General features: G+C 69.2%; 25 protein-coding genes and 1 tRNA gene. 16 read left to right on the top strand and 10 right to left on the bottom strand.

From position 1 onward, the window contains the following. Positions 1-34 precede the first annotated feature (34 nt). The 10 genes from AC2DFQ_RS12085 (at position 35) to AC2DFQ_RS12040 (ending at position 9,973) form a co-directional block, all read left to right on the top strand. Complete coding sequence (locus AC2DFQ_RS12085) at positions 35-862, top strand: ABC transporter ATP-binding protein (RefSeq protein ID WP_484510676.1); 828 nt, start codon at positions 35-37, stop codon at positions 860-862. Next, a complete protein-coding gene (locus AC2DFQ_RS12080) occupies positions 859-1,617 on the top strand; it encodes an ABC transporter permease (RefSeq protein ID WP_484510677.1) in 759 nt (252 codons plus the stop codon). The genes AC2DFQ_RS12085 and AC2DFQ_RS12080 overlap by 4 nt, the downstream gene beginning before the upstream one ends. Then, positions 1,614-2,369 carry an ABC transporter permease gene (locus AC2DFQ_RS12075; RefSeq protein ID WP_484510678.1) on the top strand — a complete coding sequence of 252 codons (756 nt, stop codon included), beginning with the start codon at positions 1,614-1,616 and terminating at the stop codon, positions 2,367-2,369. The genes AC2DFQ_RS12080 and AC2DFQ_RS12075 overlap by 4 nt, the downstream gene beginning before the upstream one ends. A 92-nt stretch (positions 2,370-2,461) precedes the next feature. Beyond that, positions 2,462-3,517, top strand: coding sequence for an ABC transporter substrate-binding protein (locus tag AC2DFQ_RS12070; RefSeq protein ID WP_484510679.1), 1,056 nt, complete (start codon positions 2,462-2,464; stop codon positions 3,515-3,517). An 89-nt stretch (positions 3,518-3,606) separates the two neighbouring features. Next, complete coding sequence (gene add, locus AC2DFQ_RS12065) at positions 3,607-4,620, top strand: adenosine deaminase (RefSeq protein ID WP_484534065.1); 1,014 nt, start codon at positions 3,607-3,609, stop codon at positions 4,618-4,620. After that, a complete protein-coding gene (locus tag AC2DFQ_RS12060; protein ID WP_484534064.1) occupies positions 4,617-6,002 on the top strand; it encodes an NtaA/DmoA family FMN-dependent monooxygenase in 1,386 nt (461 codons plus the stop codon). Before add ends, AC2DFQ_RS12060 begins: the two co-directional genes overlap by 4 nt. Before the next feature lie 36 nt (positions 6,003-6,038). Further along, on the top strand, positions 6,039-6,635 hold the full coding sequence (locus AC2DFQ_RS12055; RefSeq protein WP_484534063.1) for a TetR/AcrR family transcriptional regulator: 597 nt from the start codon (positions 6,039-6,041) through the stop codon (positions 6,633-6,635). A 106-nt stretch (positions 6,636-6,741) separates the two neighbouring features. Continuing rightward, the gene (locus AC2DFQ_RS12050) at positions 6,742-8,103 is read left to right on the top strand and encodes an NtaA/DmoA family FMN-dependent monooxygenase (protein ID WP_484534062.1); all 1,362 of its coding nucleotides are present in this window, start codon (positions 6,742-6,744) and stop codon (positions 8,101-8,103) included. A gap of 30 nt (positions 8,104-8,133) precedes the next feature. After that, positions 8,134-9,504 (top strand): NtaA/DmoA family FMN-dependent monooxygenase, encoded by a 1,371-nt coding sequence (locus AC2DFQ_RS12045; RefSeq protein ID WP_484534061.1) that lies wholly within the window; start codon positions 8,134-8,136, stop codon positions 9,502-9,504. A 40-nt stretch (positions 9,505-9,544) separates the two neighbouring features. Continuing rightward, positions 9,545-9,973 (top strand): NUDIX hydrolase, encoded by a 429-nt coding sequence (locus AC2DFQ_RS12040; protein ID WP_484534060.1) that lies wholly within the window; start codon positions 9,545-9,547, stop codon positions 9,971-9,973. Positions 9,974-9,980: 7 nt separating this feature from the next. Here AC2DFQ_RS12040 and AC2DFQ_RS12035 read toward each other — a convergent pair whose 3' ends face one another. Together AC2DFQ_RS12035 and AC2DFQ_RS12030 are read right to left on the bottom strand one after the other, a co-directional pair. Beyond that, complete coding sequence (locus AC2DFQ_RS12035; RefSeq protein WP_484510686.1) at positions 9,981-10,463, bottom strand: aminoacyl-tRNA deacylase; 483 nt, start codon at positions 10,461-10,463, stop codon at positions 9,981-9,983. Beyond that, complete coding sequence (locus AC2DFQ_RS12030; protein ID WP_484534108.1) at positions 10,460-11,038, bottom strand: DNA helicase; 579 nt, start codon at positions 11,036-11,038, stop codon at positions 10,460-10,462. Before AC2DFQ_RS12030 ends, AC2DFQ_RS12035 begins: the two co-directional genes overlap by 4 nt. A 101-nt stretch (positions 11,039-11,139) precedes the next feature. On the opposite strand from AC2DFQ_RS12030, the gene AC2DFQ_RS12025 reads away from it, so the two are divergent. Both AC2DFQ_RS12025 and AC2DFQ_RS12020 read left to right on the top strand, forming a co-directional pair. Continuing rightward, the gene (locus AC2DFQ_RS12025; protein WP_484510687.1) at positions 11,140-11,697 is read left to right on the top strand and encodes a peptidylprolyl isomerase; all 558 of its coding nucleotides are present in this window, start codon (positions 11,140-11,142) and stop codon (positions 11,695-11,697) included. Between the two features lie 16 nt (positions 11,698-11,713). After that, complete coding sequence (locus AC2DFQ_RS12020) at positions 11,714-12,640, top strand: rhomboid family intramembrane serine protease (RefSeq protein ID WP_484534059.1); 927 nt, start codon at positions 11,714-11,716, stop codon at positions 12,638-12,640. 59 nt (positions 12,641-12,699) lie between these two features. Here the strand turns inward: AC2DFQ_RS12020 and AC2DFQ_RS12015 are convergent, their stop codons facing one another. Continuing rightward, entirely contained in the window at positions 12,700-12,939 is a 240-nt protein-coding gene (locus AC2DFQ_RS12015) for a cell division protein CrgA (protein ID WP_484534058.1), read from the bottom strand. A 53-nt stretch (positions 12,940-12,992) separates the two neighbouring features. Here AC2DFQ_RS12015 and AC2DFQ_RS12010 point away from each other — a divergent pair, with 53 nt between their 5' ends. Genes AC2DFQ_RS12010 through AC2DFQ_RS12000 form a run of 3 tightly spaced genes read left to right on the top strand, consistent with a single transcriptional unit; the run spans position 12,993 to position 14,592 of the window. After that, positions 12,993-13,781, top strand: a complete 789-nt coding sequence (locus AC2DFQ_RS12010; protein ID WP_484534057.1) for a class E sortase — start codon at positions 12,993-12,995, stop codon at positions 13,779-13,781. Next, positions 13,781-13,936, top strand: a complete 156-nt coding sequence (locus AC2DFQ_RS12005; protein ID WP_484510691.1) for a hypothetical protein — start codon at positions 13,781-13,783, stop codon at positions 13,934-13,936. The genes AC2DFQ_RS12010 and AC2DFQ_RS12005 overlap by 1 nt, the downstream gene beginning before the upstream one ends. Continuing rightward, on the top strand, positions 13,933-14,592 hold the full coding sequence (locus AC2DFQ_RS12000; protein WP_484534056.1) for an anthranilate synthase component II: 660 nt from the start codon (positions 13,933-13,935) through the stop codon (positions 14,590-14,592). Before AC2DFQ_RS12005 ends, AC2DFQ_RS12000 begins: the two co-directional genes overlap by 4 nt. Here the strand turns inward: AC2DFQ_RS12000 and pknB are convergent. The 7 genes from pknB to AC2DFQ_RS11965 are packed head-to-tail and all read right to left on the bottom strand — an operon-like array spanning position 14,570 to position 23,442. Continuing rightward, positions 14,570-16,273: a Stk1 family PASTA domain-containing Ser/Thr kinase gene (gene pknB, locus AC2DFQ_RS11995; RefSeq protein ID WP_484510693.1), complete on the bottom strand. Its 1,704-nt coding sequence runs from the start codon at positions 16,271-16,273 to the stop codon at positions 14,570-14,572. The genes AC2DFQ_RS12000 and pknB overlap by 23 nt on opposite strands. A gap of 35 nt (positions 16,274-16,308) precedes the next feature. After that, the gene (locus tag AC2DFQ_RS11990; protein ID WP_484534055.1) at positions 16,309-18,057 is read right to left on the bottom strand and encodes a serine/threonine-protein kinase; all 1,749 of its coding nucleotides are present in this window, start codon (positions 18,055-18,057) and stop codon (positions 16,309-16,311) included. After that, positions 18,054-19,508 (bottom strand): peptidoglycan D,D-transpeptidase FtsI family protein, encoded by a 1,455-nt coding sequence (locus AC2DFQ_RS11985; RefSeq protein WP_484510695.1) that lies wholly within the window; start codon positions 19,506-19,508, stop codon positions 18,054-18,056. Before AC2DFQ_RS11985 ends, AC2DFQ_RS11990 begins: the two co-directional genes overlap by 4 nt. A 1-nt stretch (position 19,509) precedes the next feature. After that, on the bottom strand, positions 19,510-20,919 hold the full coding sequence (locus AC2DFQ_RS11980; RefSeq protein WP_484510696.1) for an FtsW/RodA/SpoVE family cell cycle protein: 1,410 nt from the start codon (positions 20,917-20,919) through the stop codon (positions 19,510-19,512). After that, positions 20,916-22,154 (bottom strand): PP2C family protein-serine/threonine phosphatase, encoded by a 1,239-nt coding sequence (locus tag AC2DFQ_RS11975; protein WP_484534054.1) that lies wholly within the window; start codon positions 22,152-22,154, stop codon positions 20,916-20,918. The genes AC2DFQ_RS11980 and AC2DFQ_RS11975 overlap by 4 nt, the downstream gene beginning before the upstream one ends. 14 nt (positions 22,155-22,168) lie before the next feature. Further along, the gene (locus tag AC2DFQ_RS11970) at positions 22,169-22,705 is read right to left on the bottom strand and encodes an FHA domain-containing protein FhaB/FipA (RefSeq protein WP_484510698.1); all 537 of its coding nucleotides are present in this window, start codon (positions 22,703-22,705) and stop codon (positions 22,169-22,171) included. Next, entirely contained in the window at positions 22,702-23,442 is a 741-nt protein-coding gene (locus tag AC2DFQ_RS11965; RefSeq protein ID WP_484534053.1) for an FHA domain-containing protein, read from the bottom strand. Before AC2DFQ_RS11965 ends, AC2DFQ_RS11970 begins: the two co-directional genes overlap by 4 nt. 478 nt (positions 23,443-23,920) lie before the next feature. On the opposite strand from AC2DFQ_RS11965, the gene AC2DFQ_RS11960 reads away from it, so the two are divergent. After that, positions 23,921-24,004 (top strand) — tRNA-Leu (locus AC2DFQ_RS11960). The last annotated feature ends 120 nt before the right edge of the window (positions 24,005-24,124 follow it).

The raw sequence follows: 24,124 nt of genomic DNA, 5'->3' as shown, positions 1-24,124 counted from the left end.
CTGGACGAGTTCTCTCGACCGAAACGGAGCCCGGATGTCCATCGCAGCGATCACCGCAGGCGTAGAGGTTTCGCCGTCCACCACCCCCGCGCGGACGGCGGTCTCCATCCGCGCGGCGGACAAGGTCTTCCGCCTCAGCCGTAAGCGTACGGTTCATGCGCTCGCCGCCATCGACATCGAGGTGAAGGAAGGCGAGTTCGTCGCCATCATCGGCCCCTCCGGGTGCGGGAAATCGACCGTGCTGCGCCTGGCCGCGGGGCTGGACACTCCGACCAGCGGCGAGGTCGAGATCTTCGGCGCCGATCCGCAGCAGCTGAGTCGCCAGCACCGGTTGGGGGTCGCGTTCCAAGAGCACGCGCTGCTGCCGTGGGCATCCGTGCGTGCCAACATCGCCCTGCCGTACAAGGTGGCCGGGCGCCCCGTCGACGATGCCCGCGTGGATGGGCTCATCGAGCTCGTCGGCCTCTCCGGCTTCGAGAAGGCGCGGCCCAAGCAGCTGTCCGGTGGCATGCGCCAACGCGTGTCGATCGCGCGTGCGCTGGCGCTCAGCCCCGACCTCCTTCTGCTCGACGAGCCGTTCGGCGCGCTGGATGCCGTCACCCGCCGCCGCATGAATGCCGAACTGGCACGCATCTGGGGCGAGGAGCAGATCACCACGATTCTCGTGACGCATGACGTCGACGAGGCCCTGATCCTGGCCGATCGCGTCTTCGTGATGACCGGACGCCCCGGACAGGTGCGTGAGGTGAAGAACATCGACTTCCCTCGTCCCCGCGATGCCGCGACCACTCGGAGCCCGCACTTCCATGAACTCGTGGACGAGCTGACCGCTCTGCTGGACGCGAACGTAGCCGCCGCGTGACGAGGACCCCTTCGCTCGCACGGAGCGTGCTCTACGCCGTCAGCGGCGTGGTCATCCTCGTGCTGGGCGCAGAGCTGATCGGGCAGTTCGGACTGCTGGGCAGGGCGTGGCCGCCGCTGACCGACGTGTTGGCGTACGTGAGCCTGCCGGCCGGGGCGAGCCTGTTGTGGCGCAACAGCCTCGTGACGCTCACCGCCGCGGCGGAGGGTTTCCTTCTCGGCGTCACGGTGGCCGTGCTCGGTGCCGCCCTCGCCCTGGTGATCCCGGTCCTCCGGTCGGGTTTCGATCGCTTCGCCTCGATCCTTCACGCCGTGCCGACCATCGCGCTCGCCCCGCTGCTCATCACCACCGTCGGTCGCGACGACACTCCGATGGTGATCGCCGCACTGAGCGTCGGCTTCGTCCTGTTCGTCACGATGACGTCGGGGTTCGCGAACGTGCCACCGGCACAGCAGGACGTCTTCACGGTCTTCGGTGCCAGCCGCTGGCAGCGACTGGCACGCCTGGAGGTACCCCGAGCCGTGCCGGCGTTCTTCGACGGGCTCGCGCTCGCGGCCCCCGCCGCGATCCTCGGCGCCACGATCGGCGAATGGTTCGGCGCCCCCATGGGCCTGGGCCTCCTCCTGGTCAGTGCGATGCAGAACTTCCAGATGGCTCTGCTGTGGTCCGCCGCCCTCGCGGCGACGATCATGTCGCTCGCGGCCTACCTCGTCTTCGTGTACCTGCAACGCTTGGCCGTCAGGAGATTCGCATGAGCCGGCTGCGCTCGCTCGGTCTGGGCCTCCTCCACCTGTGGCCGATCGCGCTGGTTCTCATCGCGTGGGACCTGTGGGTCGTGCTCAACGGCTTCACGTCCACCGTCGCCCCGCGGCCGTGGGGCGTGATCGCCGACATCGTGGGCCACTTCGACGCGTACGCACCCTCGACGGGCTACACGCTTCTGATGTCACTGGGAGGGCTCGTCGGTGGCACGGCCATCGGGTTCTTCGGCGCCATCGCGGTGTGGTGGTCGGCGGCACTGTCCGGGGTGGTCACCCCGACGGCGCTCATCATCCGCTCCGTGCCCATCACCGCGCTGATCCCGATCATCGCCCGCATCGTCGGATACGGCGACCCGGCAGTGCTCACCTCGACCGCCCTCATCTGCTTCTTCCCCGCGTTCGTGTTCACCCTGTCGGGCCTGGCGTCGATCCCCGATGCCGGGCGCGACCTGTTCCGCGTGCTCGGCGCGAACAAGATGCAGCTGCTCGGGCGGCTCGGGCTGCTGCATGCGCTCCCCAGCCTCATGGTCGCCGTACGGATCACCGCCCCGAGCGCCGTGCTCGCCGCCATGCTGGCCGAATTCCTGATGGGCACCGAGGGACTCGGTGCCCTGTTCTCCCAGGCCCGCAGCTACATGGAGATGGACCGTGCGTGGGGAACGGCTGTGGTCGCGACCATCGTGTCGGTCACCGTCTTCGCCTTAGCGCGCGTCCTGGAGCGCCGGGTCGATGCCCGCGTGACCTGAAGACCTTCGTGCCCGCTCGCCCCGGGCGCGACCTCGCGCGCGGCTCGCCTCACCCGAGAGCAGCCGTCGTTCCACCCCTTGAAAGGAGTTCCATGTCACGCATCACCACACGCCGGAGCGCACGCGCAGCCGTCGTCGGGGTCGTCCTCACGGCAGCGCTGGGCCTTGCCGGCTGTGCCGGATCGGCCGGAGCCGGAACCAGCGAGGACGGTGAGGAGCTCACCACCATCCGTGTCTCGCTGGGATGGATCAACAACGTCGAGTGGGCGGGCTTCTGGATCGCCGACGACAAGGGCTACTACGAGGAGGAGGGGTTGGAGATCGAGTGGATCGGCGGCGGCCCGAACGCCCCGACCACCATGGCCACCGTGGCGGCCGGCGACGCCGACCTCGGGATCGTCCCCGGTACGCAGTCGTGGCTGATGAGCTTCGAGGCGGGTAACGACTGGACGGCGATCGGCGCCCTCTTCCAGGAGAGCCCCGGGGCCATCGTCTCCCTCGCGGACCACCCCGTGCGGACGGCCGAAGACCTCGTCGGGCAGACCGTGCTCGGGCAGGAGGGCACGCAGATCACCTACGACGCCATCTTCGCCCTCGCCGGCCTCGAGCCGGACTACGAGTTCATCCCCGTCGGGTTCGACATCGCGCCCCTCGTCGAGGGTCAGGGGGTGGCGTACACCGCGTATGCGACGAACCAGCCGATCATGCTCGAGGAGCAGTACGGCCTGTCCAAGGACGATTACGTCGTCAGCCTCTATGCCGATTTCGGGATGCCGCTGTACGGCAACGTCGTCTTCGGCGACTCCGCGTACGTCGAGGAGAACGGCGACCTCATGGAGAAGTTCCTGCGCGCGTCCGTGCGGGGCTGGGAGGAGAACGGTGACGACCCGGCCGTCGGGGCGACGCTCGCCGTCGAGAAGTACGGCGCCGACCTGGGCCTCGACCTGGTCCAGCAGACGAGGGAGAACGAGCTGCAGCAGCCCCTCGTCGTCGGGGAGTACGGCGACCCGCTGTTCTGGATGGACGCCGAGCTCATGCGCGACACCATGTACCCCGCTTTGGAGGCCGCCGGATTCGTCGGCATCCCGGACCCGGAGGAGTACATCGACATGAGCTACCTCGAGGCGGCCCTCGCCAGTCTCGAGTGAACGAGGTGGGGGACGCTCGCGTCCCCCACCTCTTCCCCCCACCTCTCTTCCCCTCTTCCTCTCCACTGCCCCGACAAGGAGCCCGCGCCATGACCATGACCGCCGACAGCCCGACCGAGACCGGCGCGACCCGCGACCTGCTCGCCCTTCCCAAAGGGCACCTCCACCTGCATATGGAGGCGGCCATGCGCCCGGCGACTCTCATCGAGCTGGCGGCGCGCATGAATGTCCCGGTGCCGGAGACGACGATCTTCTCGGGGTTCACCGAGTTCTCGACGGTGTATCGCACGCTCCTGACCGTGATGAGCGATGCCGAGCATCTCGGTCTCCTCATCGACCAGATCTTCCAGGATCAGGCGGCGCAGGGGGTGGTCTATGTCGAGCTCGGAGTCGGTTCGACCTTCTACGCGCCGCTCTACGGCTCCGACGTCGCGGCGCTGGAGGCGATGGCGGGCTTCGCCGGCGCGGCGGCGGAGCATTACGGGATCTCGTTCGGCCTGATGGCCACGATCGACCGCACCGCAGGCTATGACCGGTCCATCGTCGTCGCCGAGGCTGCCGCGCAGATGGCCGGTCGCGGCGTGGTGTCTCTCGGACTCGCCGCCGACGAACGCGGTTTCCCGTGCGCCGACTTCGCCGACGCGTTCGCCATCGGGCGAGAGGCCGGCCTGCACGTGACGCCGCACGCCGGTGAGCTGGTCGGGCCGGAATCGGTGTGGGAGGCCATTGACGTGCTCGGTGCGACCAGGGTCCAGCACGGCGTGCGGGCGATCGAAGACCCGACGCTCGTGGCGGCGCTCGCTGAGCGCGGCATCCCCCTGGACGTGTGCCCCACCTCCAACCACCTGCTCGACGTCGTGGAGGACATCCGGAACCACCCGCTGCCGCGTTTGCTGGAAGCGGGGGTGCGGTGCTCGATCAACGCCGATGACCCGATCATCTTCGGCCCCGACATCCTCGCCGAGTACGAGCTGTGCCGCACCGTCCTCGGGTTGACCGACCAGCAGCTCGCCGCGTGCGCCTGGACCTCGATCGAGACCACGAGCGCTCCCGCCGACGTGAAGGCGGCGGCAAAGGCGCGCATCGACGCGTGGCTCGCATGACCGGGAAGACGCTGCGCTTCGGCGTCTTCGAGGTGATGGGCCCGCAGGTGGGTGGCACCTACAGCTGGCCGCATCCGCTCAGCGACAGCATCGACTACCTCGACCCGCAGCACTGGATCCGGATGGCGCGCGTGATCGAAGACGCCGGCTTCGACTTCCTCTTCTTCGCCGGCGGGTACGGATACCCGGTGATCGACGGCGACCTGTCGGACGTGTCGGTGGCCAAGGGAATCAACTTCTCCGGGCTCGACCCCGACTACATCCTCCCCCTGCTCGCCCAGCACACCGACCGCCTGGGCTTCGTCGTCACCCAGACGACGGGCGTAGACCACCCCGCCGCCCTCGCCCGGCGGTTCACCACACTCGACCACCTCACCGGCGGGCGCATCGGCTGGAACATCGTCACGGGTGCCTCGCAGAACGCCGTCGCCGAGGTGTTCGGCCACGACGCGATCGTTCCGCACGACACCCGGTACGCGATGGCGGCGGAGTACGTCGAGCTCGCCTCGCGCCTCTGGGAGGAGGGCTGGGACGACGACGCTCTCGTCGCCGATCGTGAGAGCGGCTTGTTCGCCCGCCGGGACGGCGTGCACCGCATCGTCTTCGAGGGCGCGCACTACCGCACCCGCGGGTATTTCGCCGCGCCGCCGTCGCCGCAGCGGACGCCCGTGCTCTTCCAGGCCGGCACCTCTCCGGCGGGACGCGCCTTCGCCGCCGGCCACGCGGAGTGCGTGTTCGTGCAGGGCACCACTCCGGCGCGGACCGCTGCCGCCGTCGCCGACATCCGTCGTCTCACGGCAGAGGCGGGGCGGGAGCCCGAGTCGATCATCCTCATGGCCGGGCTCACGGTCTTCGTCGCCGAGACGGAGGAGGAGGCCCGCGCGCTCGAGACGCAGTTCGACGGAATGCAGAGTGACGACGTGGTGGCGACCCTCTACGCCGGGAACACCGGCATCGACCTTCTCGCGCTCGACCCCGACCGGACGTTGCAGCAGGTGCTCGACGAGGGCGGGCTGGTCGGGCAGATGGGCACGAGCAACATCGAGCGGTTCCTCGGCGAGGATGCGCCCACCGTCCGGGAGATCCTCGACGAACTGCGCGGGCGTGGTACCCGTGGGTTCCGCCTCACCGGCGACCCGACGCAGGTCGCCGACGGCATCGAGGCGCTGGCCGCGCAGACCGGCCTGGACGGGTTCCTCATCGAGCCGGTCTTCCCCCCGCACGATCTGGCGGACTTCGGGCGACTCGTCATTCCGATCCTTGCCGAGCGAGGACGCGTTCGGGAGGGGCGCCCCGGCAACTCCCTCCGGGAGCGGCTCACCGGGCGCCCGGGCGACCGGCTCGGTGTCGATCACCCGGTCCTCGGCCGGGTCCGCACCTGAGGCCCACCCGGAGAGGCGCACCTTAGGATGGGGCGCGTGGACGCGCCCTCGGAACGAGACCGACTGTTGGGGCTGACCGTCGACCTCATCCTCCGCGAGGGGCTCATCGACCTCAGTCTCAGCGCGCTGGCCCGCAAGATCGGTTCGAACAACCGGATGCTCCTCTACTACTTCGGCTCGAAGCAGGAGCTGCTGGATGAGGCGTCGACGTGTGCCTTCGAGCAGTTCCCGCGGCTGCACGCTCTCTTCGACCGCCTGGCGCGGCCCGGGGACCTCGAGGCACGACTCGTGCAGGCCTGGCGCGACCTCTCGGATCCGGCGAACCACCCGTGGCTCCGCCTCTACTTCCAACGCTTCGGCATCGCGATGCGGGAGACCGGAAAATGGGATGTCTTCCTCGGTCGTCAAGGCTCCATGTGGTCGGATCAGGTCTCCGCGATCATGCGGTCGGAAGGCTACGACGCGGATGCGAGCAGACTGGCCGGACTTGAGGTCGTCGCGCTGTGGCGCGGGCTCCAGCTCCTCCTCCTGTCCGGGGCCGACCCCGAGGAGCTGACGGCGACGTACTCCTTCGCGGTGCGCGGCATGATCGACCGCCTCCAGGTCGTCGCGGTCGCGAGCCAGCGCGGCTGACCGCGGTCACCGCTCTTTCTTCTGCGTGTGACACGGGGGAAACAAACCCTCCCTAGGGTGTGAACTGTTCAGTTCATCGTTGGTTCACCTACTTTTGGGAGCGCTCATGTCGGAGCCGTGGAAGATCGGAATGTTCCAGTGCGCGGCACTGATGGGCGGGTGGAAGCTGCCGGAGAACACCTCGCCGGATTTCCTCGACATGAACCACTGGTTGACGATGGCGCGCCGCCTGGAAGAGGCAGGAGTGGACTTCATCTTCTTCGCCGACGACTACGGGTATCCCGTGGTCAACGACGCGATCCCGGCCGCCGCCATTCGCAGCGGCGTGCAGATCCCCAAGGCCGACCCCACCGTCATCCTGCCCGCGATGGCCGCGGTCACCGAGCGTCTGGGTTTCGTCACGACGCTGTCCACCACCGTGGAGATGCCGCCGATGGTCGCCCGGAAGATGGCGACCCTGGACCACCTCACCCGCGGCCGGATCGGATGGAACGTCGTCACCGGGGCAGGACAGAACGCATCGGCGCGCCTGTTCGGCATTCCGCTCACCGATCACGACCTGCGGTACGAGATCGCCGCCGACCACGTCGAACTGTCGCTGCGGCTGTGGGAGGGATGCTGGGACGATGACGCCGTGGTCCTGGACCGGGCGGCGGGCATCTATGCCGACCCGTCGAAGGTCCGCGAGATCGAGCATTCCGGGCCGCACTTCTCCGCCCAGGGGATCTTGAACGTGCCGCCCGGGCCGCAGCGCACGCCCACCCTCTTCCAGGCCGGAGCATCAGAACCCGGTCGCGACCTGGCGGCCCGGTATGCCGAAGGGGTGTTCCTGGCGGCAGAGGTGCCTGCCCTCGCCGCCCAGGTCGCCGACATCCGTCGTCGGGCGGAGGCATACGGGCGCGATCCGATGGCGATCAAGTTCATCGCCGCCGGCACGTTCGTCGTCGCCGAGACCACCCAGGAGGCGCACGAGCTCCAGACGCGCCGGCGGGCCGCCGTGTCGCTCGACGATGCCGCGGCCTCGTACGCGTTCTTCACGGGTCTGGATCTGTCCACCATGGACCCGGACAAGCCGATGGACCCCGCCGCCGTGCACACTCAGACCGGGCGGACCAACGTCGAACGCTTCCTCGGTCCGAACGCCCCCACGGTGCGGCAGATCCTGGAGGAGTTCCAACGGAACAGCGTCATGGGGGCTCCGCTGGTCGGAGACCCGGCCTCCGTGGTCGACCAGGCGGAAGAGGTTCTGGCCGCCACCGGTGCCGATGGCTTCGCCGTGCAGCCCGACCACACCGGCGGGTTCGACACGTTCCTCGACCTGGTCATGCCGGAGCTGCGTTCGCGCGGGCACGTGCGAACCGATGCCCCCGCGATGACACTGCGAGAGCGGCTGTCCGGCACCGACGACCCGCACCTTGCTCCCACGCATCCCGGCGCCGCCTTCCGATCCGTCCCCGCGTTCGTCTGACGCGCCATACCCACCCCGAGAGGAGAAGCCGTGACCAAGAAGCTGAGCATCGGTATGTTCCAAGGCGGAGGGGTGCGCGGCACCTGGCGCATCCCCGGCCGGGAGCACGAGCGGAATTTCACGGATCTCAGCTACTGGACGGACCTCGCCCGCGCGTGCGAGGAGGCCGGCGCCGACTTTCTCTTCCTCGCCGACTCCTACGGCTATCCCACCCTTCACGGCGGCATCGTCCCCACCGCCATCGAGAAGAACGTGCAATTCTCGAGCGTCGATTCGCAGATGCTGATGTCGGCGATGGCGGCGGTGACGGAGAAGCTGGGCCTGGTCACCACCGTGTCGACGACCGTGGAGAAACCGCCCGTCGTCACGCGTCAGTACCGGACCCTCGACCACCTTTCGCAAGGCCGCATCGGGTGGAACATCGTGACGGGTTCCGCCCAGGCGGGATCCGCCCTGCTGTTCGGTGAGCCGCTGATCCCGCATGACGAGCGTTACGCCCGTGCCGATGACCACGTCGAGCTGTCGCTGAAGTTCTGGGAGGGATGCTGGGACGACGACGCGCTCATCAAGGACGGGACGAGCGGCACGTGGGCAGACCCGGACAAGGTGCACGAGATCGTTCACGACGGCCCCTACTTCTCAGCGAAGGGTGTGCTCGTCACGCCGCCGAGCCCGCAGGTCACCCCCACCCTGTTCCAGGCCGGGGCGTCCGAGGCCGGCCGGGCGCTCGCCGCGAAGTATGCCGAGGCCGTCTTCCTCGCGGCGGAGTCCAAGGCGCTCGCTGCGCAGATCGAGGACATCCGTCGCCGTGCCGAGGAGAACGGGCGCGGGCGGGAGGCGGTGAAGTGCCTGATCGCCGGCACGTTCCGCATCGCCGAATCCCGCGAGGCCGCACGCGCCGAGCATCAGGAGCAGATCGATCGGATCACCCTCGACCAGGCTGCGACCATGTACGCGTACTTCACGGGGGTGGACCTTCTCTCCCTGGACCGTGACAAGCCGATCCCCGCCAGCGCCGCCGACAGCGACAACGGGCGCACCAACATCGAGCGCTTCCTCGGGCCGGACGCTCCGACGGTGCGGGAGATCCTGGAGGAGTTCCGCGCCAACGGCGTCATGGGCACGCCGTTCCTCGGCACCGCGGAGGAGGCGGTAGACCAGGCTGTGGCGATGATCGAGGAGACCGGAGCCGACGGCTTCCTGGTTCAGCCGGAAGTCGACGGGTCGCACGACATGTTCTTCCGCCACGTGATGCCGGAGTTGCGGCGGCGTGGACTGCTGAAGGACGAGCTCCCCGGGACCACGCTTCGCGAGCACCTGTTCGGTGAGGGACACACCCGCCTCCCGGAGACGCACCCGGGGGCTCGTTTCCGCTCCGCGGCGTTGTCCGCCGCCGTCTGAGGTGGCTGGGCGGCACCGCCCAGCTCTAGGCTTTCGCCTTATGGACATGAGGGTCGCCGCGTACGCCGTGATCGCGGATGCGGAGGGCCGGGTGCTGCTCGCGCATTGGAACGAGGGGCGTCACCCGGCGTGGACGCTCCCCGGGGGCGGGCTCGAGCCGGGCGAGGACCCCGAACACGCCGCCCGCCGAGAGGTGCGGGAGGAGACGGGCTTCCGTGTCACCGTCGAGGACCTGCTCGGGGTGCACTCGCGGGTCATTCCAGCCGCCGACCGGATCGCCGACGACGCTACGGGCCCCCTGCATACGCTGCGGATCGTCTACCGCGCGCACGTGACGGGCGGGCGACTGCAATCGGAGATCGGCGGGTCCACCGACCGCGCGGCGTGGTTCTCGCTCCCGCAGATCACGGCGCTTCCCCGCGTGAAACTGGTCGATATCGGACTGCGCATGGCGGGCCTGATCGACTGATCGCGCGTCAGCCGGCGGGGGCGTCTCCGGTGATGTCGGCCACTGTGGCGCCGTAGGCCGCGATGAGGGCGTCGGCCTGCACGAAGAGACTGTAGCCGTGGGCGCCCGCCCCCATGCCGATGCGGCGCCCCACGATCCGCTCATCGGCGTAGACCGGCCAGTCCGTCGTACTGCCGATGGGAACGATGGTGCCCCGCTCGTAGCCCGTGGCCGCCAGTGCCCGCTCGGGGTCGGGAAGCTGCAACCGGTTCACGCCGACGACCGCGCGGAGTTTCGGCCACGAGATCGCCCGATCGCCAGGGACGAGCGCGAAGAGGTACGTGTCGTCGGACCGTTTGACCACCAGGGTCTTCACGATGTCGCGGGGAGTGACGCCCAGGAGTCCCGCCGCTTCGGCGAGCCCCGACGCCGGGGGGCGCTCGATGACCTCGATCTCGAGCCCCCGCTCGGCGGCGGCGGCACGTACCCGGGCGGTGGGGTCTTCGCTCACGCGTCCGGCGCGCGCAGCGGGTCGTCCGCGACCCAGAGCTCGTCGTCGGCGCGCAGCGTCTGCCAGGCGGCGTACACGACGCCGGCGGCGGCAGCGACGCCGAGCACGATGGCGACGACACCCCCGGCACCGATACCGGAGCGCTTCGGCGGGGCGAACTTGGCCGACATCGCCTTGGTGGCCCGCTGGCTGTACTTGTCGGCCTTCTTCGCGTAGGTCTTCGGGTCGGGCAGCGCCAGGCCGTGTCCTGAGGACAGACGCGTGCGGGTGTCGTTCGCGGCATCCCACACCGACATGGCCGATCCGACGACGGCGCCGGCGGCGGGTACCACCGTGTCGGTCAGCAGGTGCCGGGACAACTGGACGCTCTTGCCGACGTACGGCGCCGCGTACCTGCCGTAGCTCTGCTGCACGGCGGGGACGACCTGCTCGCGGCCGTAGTGGCTGATCTGGCGCCCGGCCTCGCGGGCGACGTTCGCGCTCTGGCCCAGCAGGACCTGCTGCGATTCCCACAGCTTGGTCGCCTGCTCTTGGAGCTTGCGGAGTTCTTTCTTACGCTTGCGGCTGACGCTCACGGTGGTGCCCTCCCGATCGATGGGGACGTATCCGCCCATCTTGCCAGACGCGGCCTCCGCCGGACGGAGGGGCTTGCAGATAACTCTGCGAGAATGTACCCATGCCTTCCCATAGCGCCGTCGCCACCATCCACACCAACCAGGGCGACATCGTCGTCAATTTGTTCGGGGACCAGGCCCCCCGCACCGTGCAGAACTTCATCGGGCTCTCCGATGGGTCGCAGGCGTGGACGCATCCCGCCACCGGTCAGCCCGGCGAAGGGCCGCTGTACTCGGACGTCATCTTCCACCGCATCATCCCGGGCTTCATGATCCAGGGCGGCGACCCGCTGGGTCAGGGTGTGGGCGGACCGGGCTACAACTTCAACGACGAGATCAGCCCCGAGCTCGACTTCAACGCCCCGTACAAGCTGGCGATGGCCAATGCCGGGATGCGGCGCAATGCCATCACCGGCGACCTCGAGGGCACCAACGGCTCGCAGTTCTTCATCACCACCGACCCGACGCCGTGGCTCCAGGGCAAGCACACGATCTTCGGTGAGGTCGCCGACGATGCGTCCCGCGCCGTCGTGGATGCGATCGCCGCGGTGCCGACGGCTGCGGGCGACCGCCCGATCGAGCCGGTGGTCATCTCCTCGATCGACGTCGTCCCGGCCTGACTCGAGGATCCCGGCGGTGACCACGGACGAATTCCACCGCAACCGCGACAACTTCTGCTATCGGCATCCAGATCGGCAGAGCTTCGTGCTCTGCCAGCGGTGTCTGCGCACCATCTGCGCGGAGTGTCAGACGCAGGCCGCGGTCGGGGTCATCTGCCCGGAGTGCCTGGCCGATCAGCGCGCCGCGGCGACGCCCGCGCAGCGCAAGGCGGAGCGACGCTGGTCGCGACCGGTCGCGATGACGGCTGGGTCCGGTCGCCCGGTGGTGACCTACTCGATCATCGCCCTCACGGCATTCGTGTACGTCGTGACGCTCATTCCGGGCGTCGGCGGCGTCGTGGACGGCTTCCTGTCGTTCTTCGCGCCGGCGCTCTATCCACAGGTGAGCGGGTACTTCCAGCCGTGGCGCGTGCTGACGGTCGCGCTCGTCCATGACGGGTTCTGGCACGTCGGTCTCAACATGCTGGCGCTGTGGTTCATCGGCCGCAGCCTGGAGCCTCTCCTGGGCGCCGCCCGCTTCCTCCTGCTCTACCTGCTGAGCGCTGCCGGGGGGTCACTCGCGGTCGCCCTTCTGGCTCCCAACGTGGCGGTGGTCGGAGCATCCGGGGCGATCTTCGGTCTGTTCGGCGCGCTGCTGGTCATCGGCCGCCACATCGGCGCCAACATCAGGGTTATCGCGATCCTCATCGCCGTGAACTTCGCGCTGCCGTTCGTTCTCGCGCTCGTCTCCGCGGTCGGGACGGGCTCGTTCGGCAGTGCCCTCGCGTCCATCCAGATCTCGTGGCAATCGCACCTGGGCGGACTGATCGTGGGGGCTGCGGTGGGGCTCATCTACGCCCGGACGCGTGCCCGGAGCCAACGCCGATTGCAGGTCGGCCTGATGGTCGCCCTCACCGTGGTGCTGGTCGGGCTTTTCGCGCTGCCGCCCGTGCTCTACGCGTGACGAGGACGAAAGTTATCCACAGGGTTATTCACACGTGTGGACGAATAACACCGGTGTAATTAGCGCCAGCGCGTGGTCATCAGGAACCCGATGAAGGCGATGGCGAAGCCGATCGCGAGGTTCCACGCCCCGATGCCCGGGATCGGGAGATTCGTGCCGCTGAGGTAGAAGACGAGCACCCAGACCAGGCCGATCACCATGAGGCCGACCATCACCGGCAGGAACCACACCGGATTGGGGACGGTGTCCTTCTCGCTGCGATCGGCGATCGGGTCGTCGCCGTTGCCAGTACGTGCCATGCCGACAGTCTAACTGCCAGCCGTCGCATAGCCCGTGGCCATAAGATCGCACCGTGCAGACGACCGTGGAATCGGGAACCCGGCGTGCGCGACGCCCGCGACCGCGCCGGCGTGTCTCGGTCGTCGGCGTCCTCGGCGAGCTGCTCATCACCGTCGGCGTTGTCGTGCTGCTCTATGTGGCCTGGCAGATGTGGATCGGCGACGTCATCTACGCGGCCGAGAAGAACCAGGCCGGGTCCGAGCTCTCCGAGCAGTGGGAGCAGCAGTACACCCCGGAGGTACCGGCCGACCAGCCGGAGACGCCGGAGACGCCCACCGACGCTGTCGCGGTGGACCCGGTGGTGCTGCCCCAGCCGGCGGATGCTGAGGAATTCGGTGTGATGCACATCCCGCGGTTCGGCGCCGATTACGCCATGCCCATCGCGGGGGGCGTCAGCCGTGCGCGGACGCTGGATCCGATCGGCATCGGCCACTATCCGGATGCCGCCATGCCCGGCGATGTGGGGAACTTCGCCCTGGCGGCGCACCGCACGACATTCGGCAAGCCGTTCAACCGGATCGCCGATCTGCAGGTGGGCGATCCCATCGTCGTGGAGACGCCCGATGGCTGGTACACCTACCGCTTCCGCACCCTGGAGTACGTCACGCCCGACGCTGTCGACGTGCTGCTGGACGTGCCCCGAAAGCCCGACGTCCCCGCCGGAGAGCGATACATCACCTTGACCAGCTGCAGCCCCATGTACGCCATGACCGAGCGGATCGTCGCCTACGGTCTGTTCGAGTCCTTCACACCGCGCTCAGCCGGCCAGCCGCCGGCGGCCCTGACCGAGGCGGCGAGCTGATGTACGGCGCACTGTGGCGTGTGCTTCCGGGCCCGTGGTGGATCCGCGTCCTGATCCTGATCGTCCTGATCGCCGCCGTCGTGTACGGCCTGTTCTTCTGGGCCTTCCCGTGGGTCAGCCAGTACGTGAACCCCCAGGACGTCACCGTCCAGTGACCGGGTTCCGCGTGCTCGTGGTGGACAACCACGACAGCTTCGTGCACACCCTCGCCGGGTACGTGCGAGAACTCGGCGCGGAGGTCGCCCTCGTCGAAGCCGACGCCATCGACCCGGAGGACGCCGCATCCGTCGTGCGCAGCGCGGACGCCGTGCTCGTCTCGCCCGGCCCGGGAGACCCCGGCCACGCGGGCGCGTCCATCGCCATGGTGCGCGCGGCGGCGGATGCCGGCGTCCCGCTCCTGGGGGTCTGCCTCGGCCATCAGGCCATCGGCGTGGCGTTCGGGGCGACGGTCGCGCACGCCCCTGAGCTGATGCACGGGATGACCTCGCTCGTCGACCACGACGGTTCGGGGGTCTTCGCCGGATTGCCGCAGCCGCTGACGGCCACGCGCTATCACTCGCTGACGATCGTGCCGGAGTCGCTGCCCGACGCGCTCGTGGTGACGGCCGTGGCCGAGTCGGGCGTGATCATGGGAATCGCCCATCGCACCGCACCGATCGTGGGCGTGCAGTTCCACCCGGAGAGCATCCTCACCGAAGGCGGTCACCGGCTCCTGGGCAACTGGCTGGCGTCGGCCGGGATGGCGGGGGCCGATGAGCGCGGCGGTGCGCTGCATCCCGGCGGAGCGGTTACGGCCCCGAGCAGACGGTGAGCGTGATCTCCGAATGGATCGGCACCTCACCCGGGCCGATCGACTGACCCGCGACGGTCGGCGGGGCCGCCGCTGCGCAGGAGGGATCCTCCGCGGAGAGGACCGTCAGCCCGATGTCGGGGCTCTCGAGCTGGCGGGTCGCCGCGTCGAGCGTGTACCCGGTGTAGTCGACGATCACCACGCGGCCGGTGGAGACCACGAGGTTCACCGCCGTTCCCAGCGGCACGGACGAACCCTCCGGCGGTTCGGCTTCCAGCACGGTTCCGGCCGCGGCGTTCGGGTCGTTGCGCTGGCGGATGGCTCCGACGACGAGCCCGGCGTCGGACAGGGCCTGACGCGCGGACTCCTCGGGGATCCCCGTGAGGGCGGGCACGACCCCCGTCTCCTCGCCGCGTGAGACGTACACCGTGATCTGGTCGCCCGGGGCGACCGAGACCCCCACCCCCGGCTCGGTTCGGATCGCGTTTCCGACGGCCACGGTCTCGCTCGGCTCGTCCACCCGGACAGCGACGAGGTCTTCGGCAGTCAGGAGCTCATCGGCACGCTCCCACGCGACGTCGGTGACATCGGGGACCACGCGAGCCTCGCCGGGAACCTCGGTGGTGCCGGTGCGGATCGACATGGTCCAGATGAGCACGGAGACCAGGAGCACCGCCAGCAGCGCGACGCCCGACCAGATCCACGCGACCGGTGGTCCGGACTGCGTACGGCGCATGGTCGTGTCGGTGCTCAATTGGCGCAACGACCGGGCGGTTTCGGCCGCCTGGCGGGGATTCGGCCCGTACAGCTCACTGGTGAGCGCGCCGAGCTGACGCTTACTGGGCTGTTTCCCCTCGACGGTGGCCTCGAGGGCTGCCCGGAACGTCGCCGCATCCGGGAAGCGCTGGAAGGGATCCTTCGCCAGGGCGCGGAGCACGACGGCGTCCAAGGCCCGCGAGACGGTGTCGGTGATCTCCGACGGCGGGATCGGCGCTTCGCTGACGTGCTGGTAGGCCACCGCCACCGGGGACTCGCCCCGGAACGGCTGCCGACCGGTGAGGAGTTCGTAGAGCACGACCCCGGCCGAGTAGAGGTCGGCGCGGGCATCCACCGGCTCGCCCTTGGCCTGCTCGGGTGAGAAGTACGCCGCGGTGCCGAGGATCGTCGTGGTCTCGGCCACGGTCGAGGACGAGTCCGAGACGGCCCGGGCGATGCCGAAGTCCATCACCTTGACCTGACCGGCGTCGGTGACCATGACGTTGCCGGGCTTGATGTCGCGGTGCACGACTCCGGCGCGGTGGGAGAACTCCAGAGCCTCGAGGATGCCGTCGACATAGCGGCGGGCATCGTTTTCGGGCACGGGGCCCTCGTCGATGATGTCCTTCAGCAGCTTGCCGTGGACCAGTTCCATCACGATGTAGGGCACCGGGTGGGGTTCACCGTCGGAGCCGATCTCGGAGTCCTCGCCGGCGTCGAACACCCGGACGATGGCCGGGTGCGCCATGCGCGAGGCTGCTTGGGCCTCGAGGCGGAATCGGGTGCGGAAGGTCGCGTCCTCGGCCAGATCGCGCCGCAGGATCTTGATCGCGACCTCGCGGCCGAGCGTGACGTCGTAACCGCGGAAGACGCTGGCCATGCCGCCACGGCCGATGAGCTCATCGACGCGGTAGCGGCCGGACAGCACGCGCGGCTCGGTCGTCACGGTGCACTCCCCCGGTGGTGGAACAAGGGCTCAGCTTATCCGTTCGTCGTTGGGGACTGAGTGGGAGTGGGGGCCGGTTCCTCCGCAATGGGCGCGTTCGCCTCGGGTGATGGGCCGGAATCGCGCTGCTGACCGTCACCGCCCGAGCACGTCACGGTATATGTGACGATGAGGGTTTCGCTGGCGGCGCTGCTCACAGTGATATCTGCGTTGCGGGCGTTCGGCGTGAAGGCGGCCGACGATTGGCCGTTGGTCGAGAACGTGCCGTTCGTGGCGGTCAGGTTGTATGAGCTGACCGAGCCGGTGCCGGCGGGGCAGTTGTAGCCGCCCCAGGTGACCTGCGCGCTGGCGCCGGGATCCACCGTTTCGGGAAGGCTGGGCGCGGACGGCTGGGGGAGGGCGATCTGATCCCCGTACACAGTGAGCGTGAGTTGCTGCGAGGGCTCGATGGAGCCGCGCGGGTCGATTCGGTAGACGAGGCCCACCTGCTCCGCCGTGGGGGCGGGATCCGCGATGGTGCAGGAGACGGATTCGACGCCCGCCTCCTCAGCGATGGAGATTGCCGTGTCGCAGTCCTGTCCCAACAGCCCGAGTGCGTCGACATCGATGCGGTTGGAGGTCGGCGATGGCGCTGCAGAGCTCTGCGACGGTCGCGGTGTGCTCGGCGCGCTGGTCGACGGCGCGGGAGCCGCCGGCTCCTGGTTGACGAAGAAAGCGATCAGCGTGCCGGCCAGGACGAGAAGGAGCAGTCCGACGAGGGCGACCAGCGGCCAGGTCCAGCGGCTGCGCTTGCGCTTCTGCGTCGCTGCATCCTCCTCGGTGTGTTCCGCCGTCGTCATCACCGTGGGGGAGGGCAGCAGTCGCGTGGCGGCCGCCGTGTCGGCGCCCGCGGTGAGGAGCTGCGTGACCTCATCGGCGGCGGACGCGCCCCCGATGGCGGGCACCGCCGCGATGGCGGCCGACAGATCGCCACGGCGAAGCGCCGCTGCCGCCCGGGAGACCGCGGCGGCCGAGGCCGGGCGCTCCTCGGGCTTCTTCGTGATCATCGCCATCACGAGCCGCTGGACGGGCTCGGGCACGGTCGACGGCAGCGGAGGCGGCTGCTCGTTGATCTGCGCCATCGCGATCGCCACCTGCGACTCCCCCGTGAAGGGCCGCCGGCCGGCGAGGGATTCGTATGCCACGATGCCGAGGGAGTAGATGTCGGTGGCGGGTGATGCCGGGTGACCCGACGCCTGCTCGGGAGAGAGGTACTGCACGGTGCCCATGACCTGGCCGGTGGCCGTGAGGGGCACCTGGTCGGCGATGCGGGCGATGCCGAAGTCGGTGATCTTCACGCGTCCGTCGGGCGTGATCAGCAGGTTCCCGGGCTTGATGTCGCGGTGCACGAGACCTGCCGCGTGAGCGGCCTGGAGGGCGGCTGCCGTTTGAGCGACGATGTCCAGCGTCTGGTCGGTGGAGAGCGACCCGTCGCGCTCGAGGATCGTCGACAACGCTTCACCCGGGACGAGCTCCATGACGAGGAAGGCGCTGCCGGCCTCCTCGCCGTAGTCGAACACACTCGCGATGCCCTCGTGGTTGACGAGCGCGGCGTGGCGGGCCTCGGCGCGGAAGCGCTCCAGGAAGCCCGGGTCGCCCATGTACTCGTCTTTGAGGATCTTGATCGCCACCGTACGGCCGATGACGTGGTCGGTGGCTTCCCACACCTCGCCCATGCCGCCGATCGCGACCCGCGACTCCAGCTCGTAGCGTCCACCGAAGGTCACACCCTGTGTCGGTCTCATCTTCCCAGCACCGCCTCCATGACCTTCTTCGCGATAGGAGCGGCGATGGTGTTCCCGCTTCCCGACTGTCCTTGTCCGCCGCCCGCTTCGATGACCACCGCGACGGCGACCTGCGGATCAACTGCCGGGGCGAAGCCGGTGAACCACAGCGTGTACGGGCGGTCGCCGTTCTCCGCGGTGCCCGTCTTACCGGCCACCTCGACCCCGTCTATTCTTGCACCGGAGGCGGCACCGTCACTGACATTGGCGACCATCATCCGCGCCAGCTGACCCGCGAGGTCCTCCTCGAGGGCCCTCCCGAACTCGGTGCTCTCGACGGTCTCCTGGACCGTCAGATCGGGGCCGATGACCGCGTCGACCATCCGTGGATTCATGACCGTCCCGCCGTTGGCGATCCCTGCCGAGACCATCGCCATCTGCAGCGGCGTCGCGGTCACCTGTCCCTGGCCGAATCCGGTCAGCGCCGTCTGCGCGTCATCCAGTCCGCTCGGATACGTCGAGGCCGTCGATGTCAGGGGAAGCTCGAAGGAGCGGTTGAAGCCGTACCTCTCCGCCTCGTCGCGGATGGCGTCATCGCCGAGGCGGACGGCGAGCTCCGCCATCGGGATGTTGCAGCTGAGCCGCAGCGCCTCCGCGATGGTGACCTCCTCGCCGGGGCCGCAGGTTCCGCCGCTGGCGTTGCGAACCGTGCGCGAGGACTGCGGCAGCTGGTAGATCGCCGGGTTGGGGAGCGTCGATTCGGGCGTGTACTGGCCGGAGGCGAGCGCCGCCGAGACCACGACCAGCTTGAACGTGGAGCCCGGCGGATTCAGGGCACCGCCGATGGCGCGGTTGGCCAGCGGGTCGGCCTCGTCGGCCACGAGTGCGTCGTAGGTCGCCTCGACCGCCTCCGTGTCGTGGGAGGCGAGGGCGTTCGTGTCGAAGCTCGGGGTGCTGGCCATGGCGAGGACCCGTCCGGTGTCGGGTTCGATCGCGAGAACGGCCCCCTCCAGACCCGACAGCGCGTCGTACGCGGCACGCTGCACGGCCGGGTCGAGCGAGGTCTCGACGTTGGAGCCGCGCGGCGGCTGACCGGTGACGATGCGGTCCAGGCGGGAGAGGAACTGCGAACCCGCCGTGCCGCTGAGCACCTGGTTCATCGACTGCTCGAGCCCCGTGGCTGAGCCGAGGACGGGGTTGATGTAGCCGGTGACCGGGGCCCACATGTCGGCATCCACGTACACGCGCTGCCAGCTGTAGACGTCGTCGGAGGGCGTGGACGAGGCGATGGCGGTGCCCCCGGCGAGGATCGATCCGCGCTGCACCTCATACGAGTCGTACAGCGCGCGCGTGTTGGCGGAGTTCCGGGCGAGGTCCTCGGCCTGCACCACCTGGATGACGCTGGTCGATGCGAACAGGGCCAGGAACATCGCCAGCATCAGGATGCTGAGTCGTCTGAGTTCTTTCGTCATGTCAACCGATCACCACCCGGGGTCGGCTGCGCACGGCATCGGAGATGCGCAGCAGGAGGGCGACGATGAGCCAGTTGGAGATCAGCGACGATCCGCCCGCGGTGAGGAACGGGGTCGTCAGACCCGTCAGCGGGATGAGGCGCGTGACGCCGCCGACCATGATGAACACCTGAAGTGCGATCGTGAAAGACAGGCCCGTGGCCAGGAGCTTGCCGAAGTCGTCCTGACCGGCCAGGCCGATCCGCACCCCGCGGCTGGCGAACACCATATAGAGGCACAGGATCGCGAAGACCCCCGCGAGTCCGAGCTCCTCGCCGAGGCTCGGGAGGATGTAGTCGCTCTGCGACAGCGGTGTGAGATAGGGCCGGCCCTGGCCGAGCCCCGTACCGATGAGGCCACCCTGAGCGAGGCCGAAGATCCCCTGCACGAGCTGGTAGCTGCTGCCGTTGATCAGGTCGGGGTTGAACGCATCCAGCCAGTTGGCGAAGCGGGCGCCGACGTAGGGGAGCACGCGCGATGCCAGGAAGGCGCCGGCGGCGGCGAGGACCACGCCGATGAGCACCCAGCTGGTCTTGCCGGTGGCCACGTAGAGCATCGCCACGAACATGCCGAACATGAGGAGCCCCGTGCCGAGGTCGCGCTGGAGCACGATGATCCCGAGGGAGATGAGCCAGATCACCAGCAGGGGGCCGAGCTCGCGCGCTCGCGGCCACGTCATCCACAGGAACCGGGTGCCCACCGACGCGAGGCTCTCCCGGGTACGCACCAGGTAGCCGGCGAAGAAGATCGCCAGGGCGATCTTCGCCAGCTCGCCCGGCTGGAACTGGAAGAGCCCGCCGACCGACACCCACACGTCGGCGTTCTGGTCGGTGCCCAGGCCCGGGACGAACGGGAGGAGCAGCAGCAGCACGCCCCCCAGCCCGAAGAGGTAGGTGTAGCGGAACAGCACCCGGTAGTTGCGCAGGAAGATCACCACGAGGATGGCGCCGCCGATCGCGATGCCCGACCATACGAGCTGGCGCGTGGACGACGCATCCCACCCCATGTGGTCGCGCGCGATGTCGATGCGGTAGATCTCCGCCATGCCGAGCCCGGTGAGGAGCGTGGCGATGGGCAGGACGAACGGGTCGGCGTCCCGCGCCCGCAGTCGCAGCACGATGTGCAGCGCGAGCGCCAGGACGACGGGGATGCCGCCGTAGACGAACACATCCGTGCCGGGGGTCCGGCCCGTGCCGAGATCGACGAGAGTCACCGCGCCGGCGTTGAGGACGAGCGCGAACAGCAGCAGCGCCAGCTCGCGGTTGCGCTGGGTCTGCGGGACGCGGATGCGGCGGAGGGCTCGCAGCACCGCGGTGTCGGCGCTCACGCCGTCGGCCGGCGGGGCGGTGCGGGCGATCGGCGGGGTGGTCATCGGTCCCTCTCCGCCGTGACGCGGAGACGCTCGACGATGAGTTCGGCGTCGGAGAGCGACCGGGCGTTGATGGTGTTCTCCACGGTTGCCCGCTCGAAGTCGGGGAGGTCGGCCAGCGCGATGCCCGTGTCTTCGTGTGGCGTCGACAGTGAGATCGGCCCGAGCGACTGCTGAATGCCACGGAAGACGACGACCGTGTCGTCGTCGGCGCCGATGAAATAGCGGGTCTGCGTCCAGTTGTACCCGATCGCCAGGGCGGCGGCGAGGGCGGCGAGCACGAGGAGCAGCCCGATGATCCACCCGGCGCGACGTCGGCGTGAGCGGCGCCGATCTTCTTCGATGAGCTCCTCGAGGAACTCCGCATCCGGTTCGAAGTGGGTCGGCTCGTTCGCTGCCTGCCGGTTCGGGTGCAGCCAGCCGCTGCGTCCGGGGCGGGCTGCCGGCACCTCCACGCCGATCGGATTCGACGCCGATCCGACGATGGTCGGAGTTCCGAGGAAGAGCGGATGCTGCCCGCCGACGTCGACGATCACGATCGTGACGTTGTCGGGTGCCCCGCCGTCCAGCGCCTGCTTGAGCAGGGTGTCGGCCGTGCGGCCCGGGGCCAGGCCCTGGCCGAGAGCTTTGGCCGTGTGCGCGTCATCCAGCACCCCCGACAGCCCGTCGGAGCACAGCAGCCAGCGGTCACCGGGCTGGGTCGGCATGATGAACGTGTCGACCTCGGGGTCGGGGTCCATGTCGCCGAGGACCCGCATGAGCACCGAGCGCCGAGGGTGGTACCGCGCCTCTTCCGGGGTGATCCGGCCGGAGTCGACCAGCCGCTGCACGAAGGTGTGGTCGGTGGTGATCTGGGTGAGCGCGCCGTCGCGGAACAGGTAGATGCGTGAATCGCCGATGTGGCCGATGACGGCGTAGTCGTCGACCATGACCAGTGCGCTCACCGTGGTGCCCATGCCGGCCAGCTCGGGGCGACGCCCGACCGTCTCGATGAGTTCCGTGGCGGTGTCGGCGATCGAGTCGCGCAGCGCCCGTTCGGCTTCGGAGGTCGAGCTGAACGGCTGATCCAGGATCGCCAGGCGTGAGATTGCGAGGCTCGACGCGACGTCTCCGCCGGCGTGGCCGCCCATTCCGTCGGCGACGACGAAGAGGTTCGACCCGGCGTAGCCGGAATCCTGGTTGTTGGAGCGCACCTTGCCGGTGTGCGAGATGGCGGCGCTCGAGCCCTGAAAGACCATGGGGATCCCGGGAGCTACTTCCGCAGCTCGAAGGTCGTCGCGCCCACCTTGATGGGGGCGCCGATCTTCACCGGGACCGGGGTTGCCACGCGGGTGCCGTCGTGGAATGTCCCGTTGGTGGAATCCAGATCCTGGATCATCCACTTGTCGCCCCACAGCACCAGCCGCGCGTGATGACTGGAGGTGTAGTCATCGCGGATGACCAGCGCCGACTCGCTGGAGCGGCCGATCGTCAGCGGCTCGGTCCCCAGGGGCAACTCGACCCCCGCCTTCGGACCACTCGTGATGACGATGCGCGAGACCGTGCTCGTGGTCGCGTTGCCTCCGGGTGCCGCATCCCTGGTCCTCGCCGGGGCGGGACGGCTGACGGCTTCGGTGGCATCGCCGGGACCGCTGGAGGGGACCGGGCCGCCGGCTGCGGCGGGCTCGGGGAGCTTCCGCACCTTCACGCCGAACAGGTCGGCGCGCAGCGAGTACACCACCGCGAAGACGAAGAACCACAGCAGCAGCAGGAATCCGATGCGCAGCAGCAGGAGGGTGAGTTCGCTCACGCCCTGGGCCCTCCCTCGTTCACGCCGAACGCGCGCGTCGCGTCGGAGACCGGGCGGCGGGGCGGTGCGGAGACGGCCTGGGGCACGACGCGGAAGACGATGTCGGTGCGCCCGATCCGGACGGTGGAATCCGGCGGGAGCGGAGCCTCGGTCACCTTCCGGCCGTCCAGCTGCGTGCCGTTGGTGGAGCCCAGGTCGCGCACCATCGCGCGCTCGCCGTCCCACAGGATCTCCACATGGCGGCGGCTCGTGCCCGAGTCGGGCAGCGTGATGTCGGCGTCGCTACCGCGACCGATCACGGTGCGCGCCTTCGTGAGCTGATGGCGCTGGCCGTCGACGTCGACGACGCCGCGCCAGGACACCGTGCCGGCGGTGGTGGAGGACTCCACCCGCAGCGTGCCGGTGGCCACCGACTCATCCCGCTTCAGCGTGATCGTGACCGGGCCGGCGAAGGAGTAGCCCTGCGTGCGGGCGTGCGTCTGCACCAGGGTGTCGAGCTCGTCGCCGAGTGCCGTGCCCAGCGACTGCATCCGCTCATCGTCGGCCGAAGCCAGGTGCACCACGAACGTGTTCGGGGCGAGGATGCGGTCGCGGCTGACCACCGCGGACTTCTTGTCGAGCTCGCTCCGCAGGGCGGAGGCGATCTCCACGGGCTGTATGCCGCTGCGGAAGGTCTTCGCGAACGCGCTGTTGACAGCGCGTTCGAGACCCTTCTCGAAACTGTCGAGTAGTCCCACGAGACTCCTTCAGGCAGGCAGACCAGTGGGTACATCGTAGTCAGCACGCCTGGGGGACCCATGGACGCCGCCCTGGGCTGCCGATTCGGGCCTCGGCCGGCGCATCCGCCGCTCCGCGGCGTTCCGCGGCCGTTCCGCGCCGGGGAGCCGCCGACGCCCCGGGCGGGGCATCCGCCGTTCAAAATTCAGGAGACACGCCGGTCGAGGAGCCCTAAGGGCGGCTTGGATGCCGGAATCTCCTGAGTTTTGCGCAGCGGGCGGGGTGGCGGCCATCCGGGGTTGGGGGTGTCGGCTGGTGCACGGCGCCGGGCATCCGCCGTTCAAAACTCAGGAGACACGCCGGTCGAGGAGCCCTAAGGGCGGCTTGGATGCCGGAATCTCCTGAATTTTGCGCAGGGTGACCCCGGTAGCGGCTTTGCGAGTGGCGCGCGGAGCCGTGATATCCTCGGCAGGTTGAGTACGCAGGATGCTGCGTCTCGCGCGAGTGGCGGAATAGGTAGACGCGCTGGCTTCAGGTGCCAGTGCCCGCAAGGGCGTGGGGGTTCAAGTCCCCCCTCGCGCACAGTACGGCGAAGGGTCCCGAAAGGGGCCCTTTCGTCATTTGGCGGCACGGGACCGCTCCTCAGCTGGGCGGCGTCTGCGTCGACGTCGGAGGCCTACCGCGGAAACGCCCGAGGTGACG

This window comes from Microbacterium sp. Z11_20 (assembly GCF_057197605.1).
This window is presented reverse-complemented; position numbering and strand designations above follow the sequence as displayed.

What these genes read in the sequence shown, in the direction of transcription:
- AC2DFQ_RS12085 (WP_484510676.1), top strand. Translation starts at nt 35, where the DNA reads ATGTCCATCGCAGCGATCACCGCAGGCGTAGAGGTTTCGCCGTCCACC.
- AC2DFQ_RS12075 (WP_484510678.1), top strand. Translation starts at nt 1,614, where the DNA reads ATGAGCCGGCTGCGCTCGCTCGGTCTGGGCCTCCTCCACCTGTGGCCG.
- AC2DFQ_RS12070 (WP_484510679.1), top strand. Translation starts at nt 2,462, where the DNA reads ATGTCACGCATCACCACACGCCGGAGCGCACGCGCAGCCGTCGTCGGG.
- add (WP_484534065.1), top strand. Translation starts at nt 3,607, where the DNA reads ATGACCATGACCGCCGACAGCCCGACCGAGACCGGCGCGACCCGCGAC.
- AC2DFQ_RS12060 (WP_484534064.1), top strand. Translation starts at nt 4,617, where the DNA reads ATGACCGGGAAGACGCTGCGCTTCGGCGTCTTCGAGGTGATGGGCCCG.
- AC2DFQ_RS12050 (WP_484534062.1), top strand. Translation starts at nt 6,742, where the DNA reads ATGTCGGAGCCGTGGAAGATCGGAATGTTCCAGTGCGCGGCACTGATG.
- AC2DFQ_RS12040 (WP_484534060.1), top strand. Translation starts at nt 9,545, where the DNA reads ATGGACATGAGGGTCGCCGCGTACGCCGTGATCGCGGATGCGGAGGGC.
- AC2DFQ_RS12025 (WP_484510687.1), top strand. Translation starts at nt 11,140, where the DNA reads ATGCCTTCCCATAGCGCCGTCGCCACCATCCACACCAACCAGGGCGAC.
- AC2DFQ_RS12015 (WP_484534058.1), bottom strand. Translation starts at nt 12,939, where the DNA reads ATGGCACGTACTGGCAACGGCGACGACCCGATCGCCGATCGCAGCGAG.
- AC2DFQ_RS12005 (WP_484510691.1), top strand. Translation starts at nt 13,781, where the DNA reads ATGTACGGCGCACTGTGGCGTGTGCTTCCGGGCCCGTGGTGGATCCGC.
- AC2DFQ_RS11990 (WP_484534055.1), bottom strand. Translation starts at nt 18,057, where the DNA reads ATGAGACCGACACAGGGTGTGACCTTCGGTGGACGCTACGAGCTGGAG.
- AC2DFQ_RS11985 (WP_484510695.1), bottom strand. Translation starts at nt 19,508, where the DNA reads ATGACGAAAGAACTCAGACGACTCAGCATCCTGATGCTGGCGATGTTC.
- AC2DFQ_RS11980 (WP_484510696.1), bottom strand. Translation starts at nt 20,919, where the DNA reads ATGACCACCCCGCCGATCGCCCGCACCGCCCCGCCGGCCGACGGCGTG.
- AC2DFQ_RS11975 (WP_484534054.1), bottom strand. Translation starts at nt 22,154, where the DNA reads ATGGTCTTTCAGGGCTCGAGCGCCGCCATCTCGCACACCGGCAAGGTG.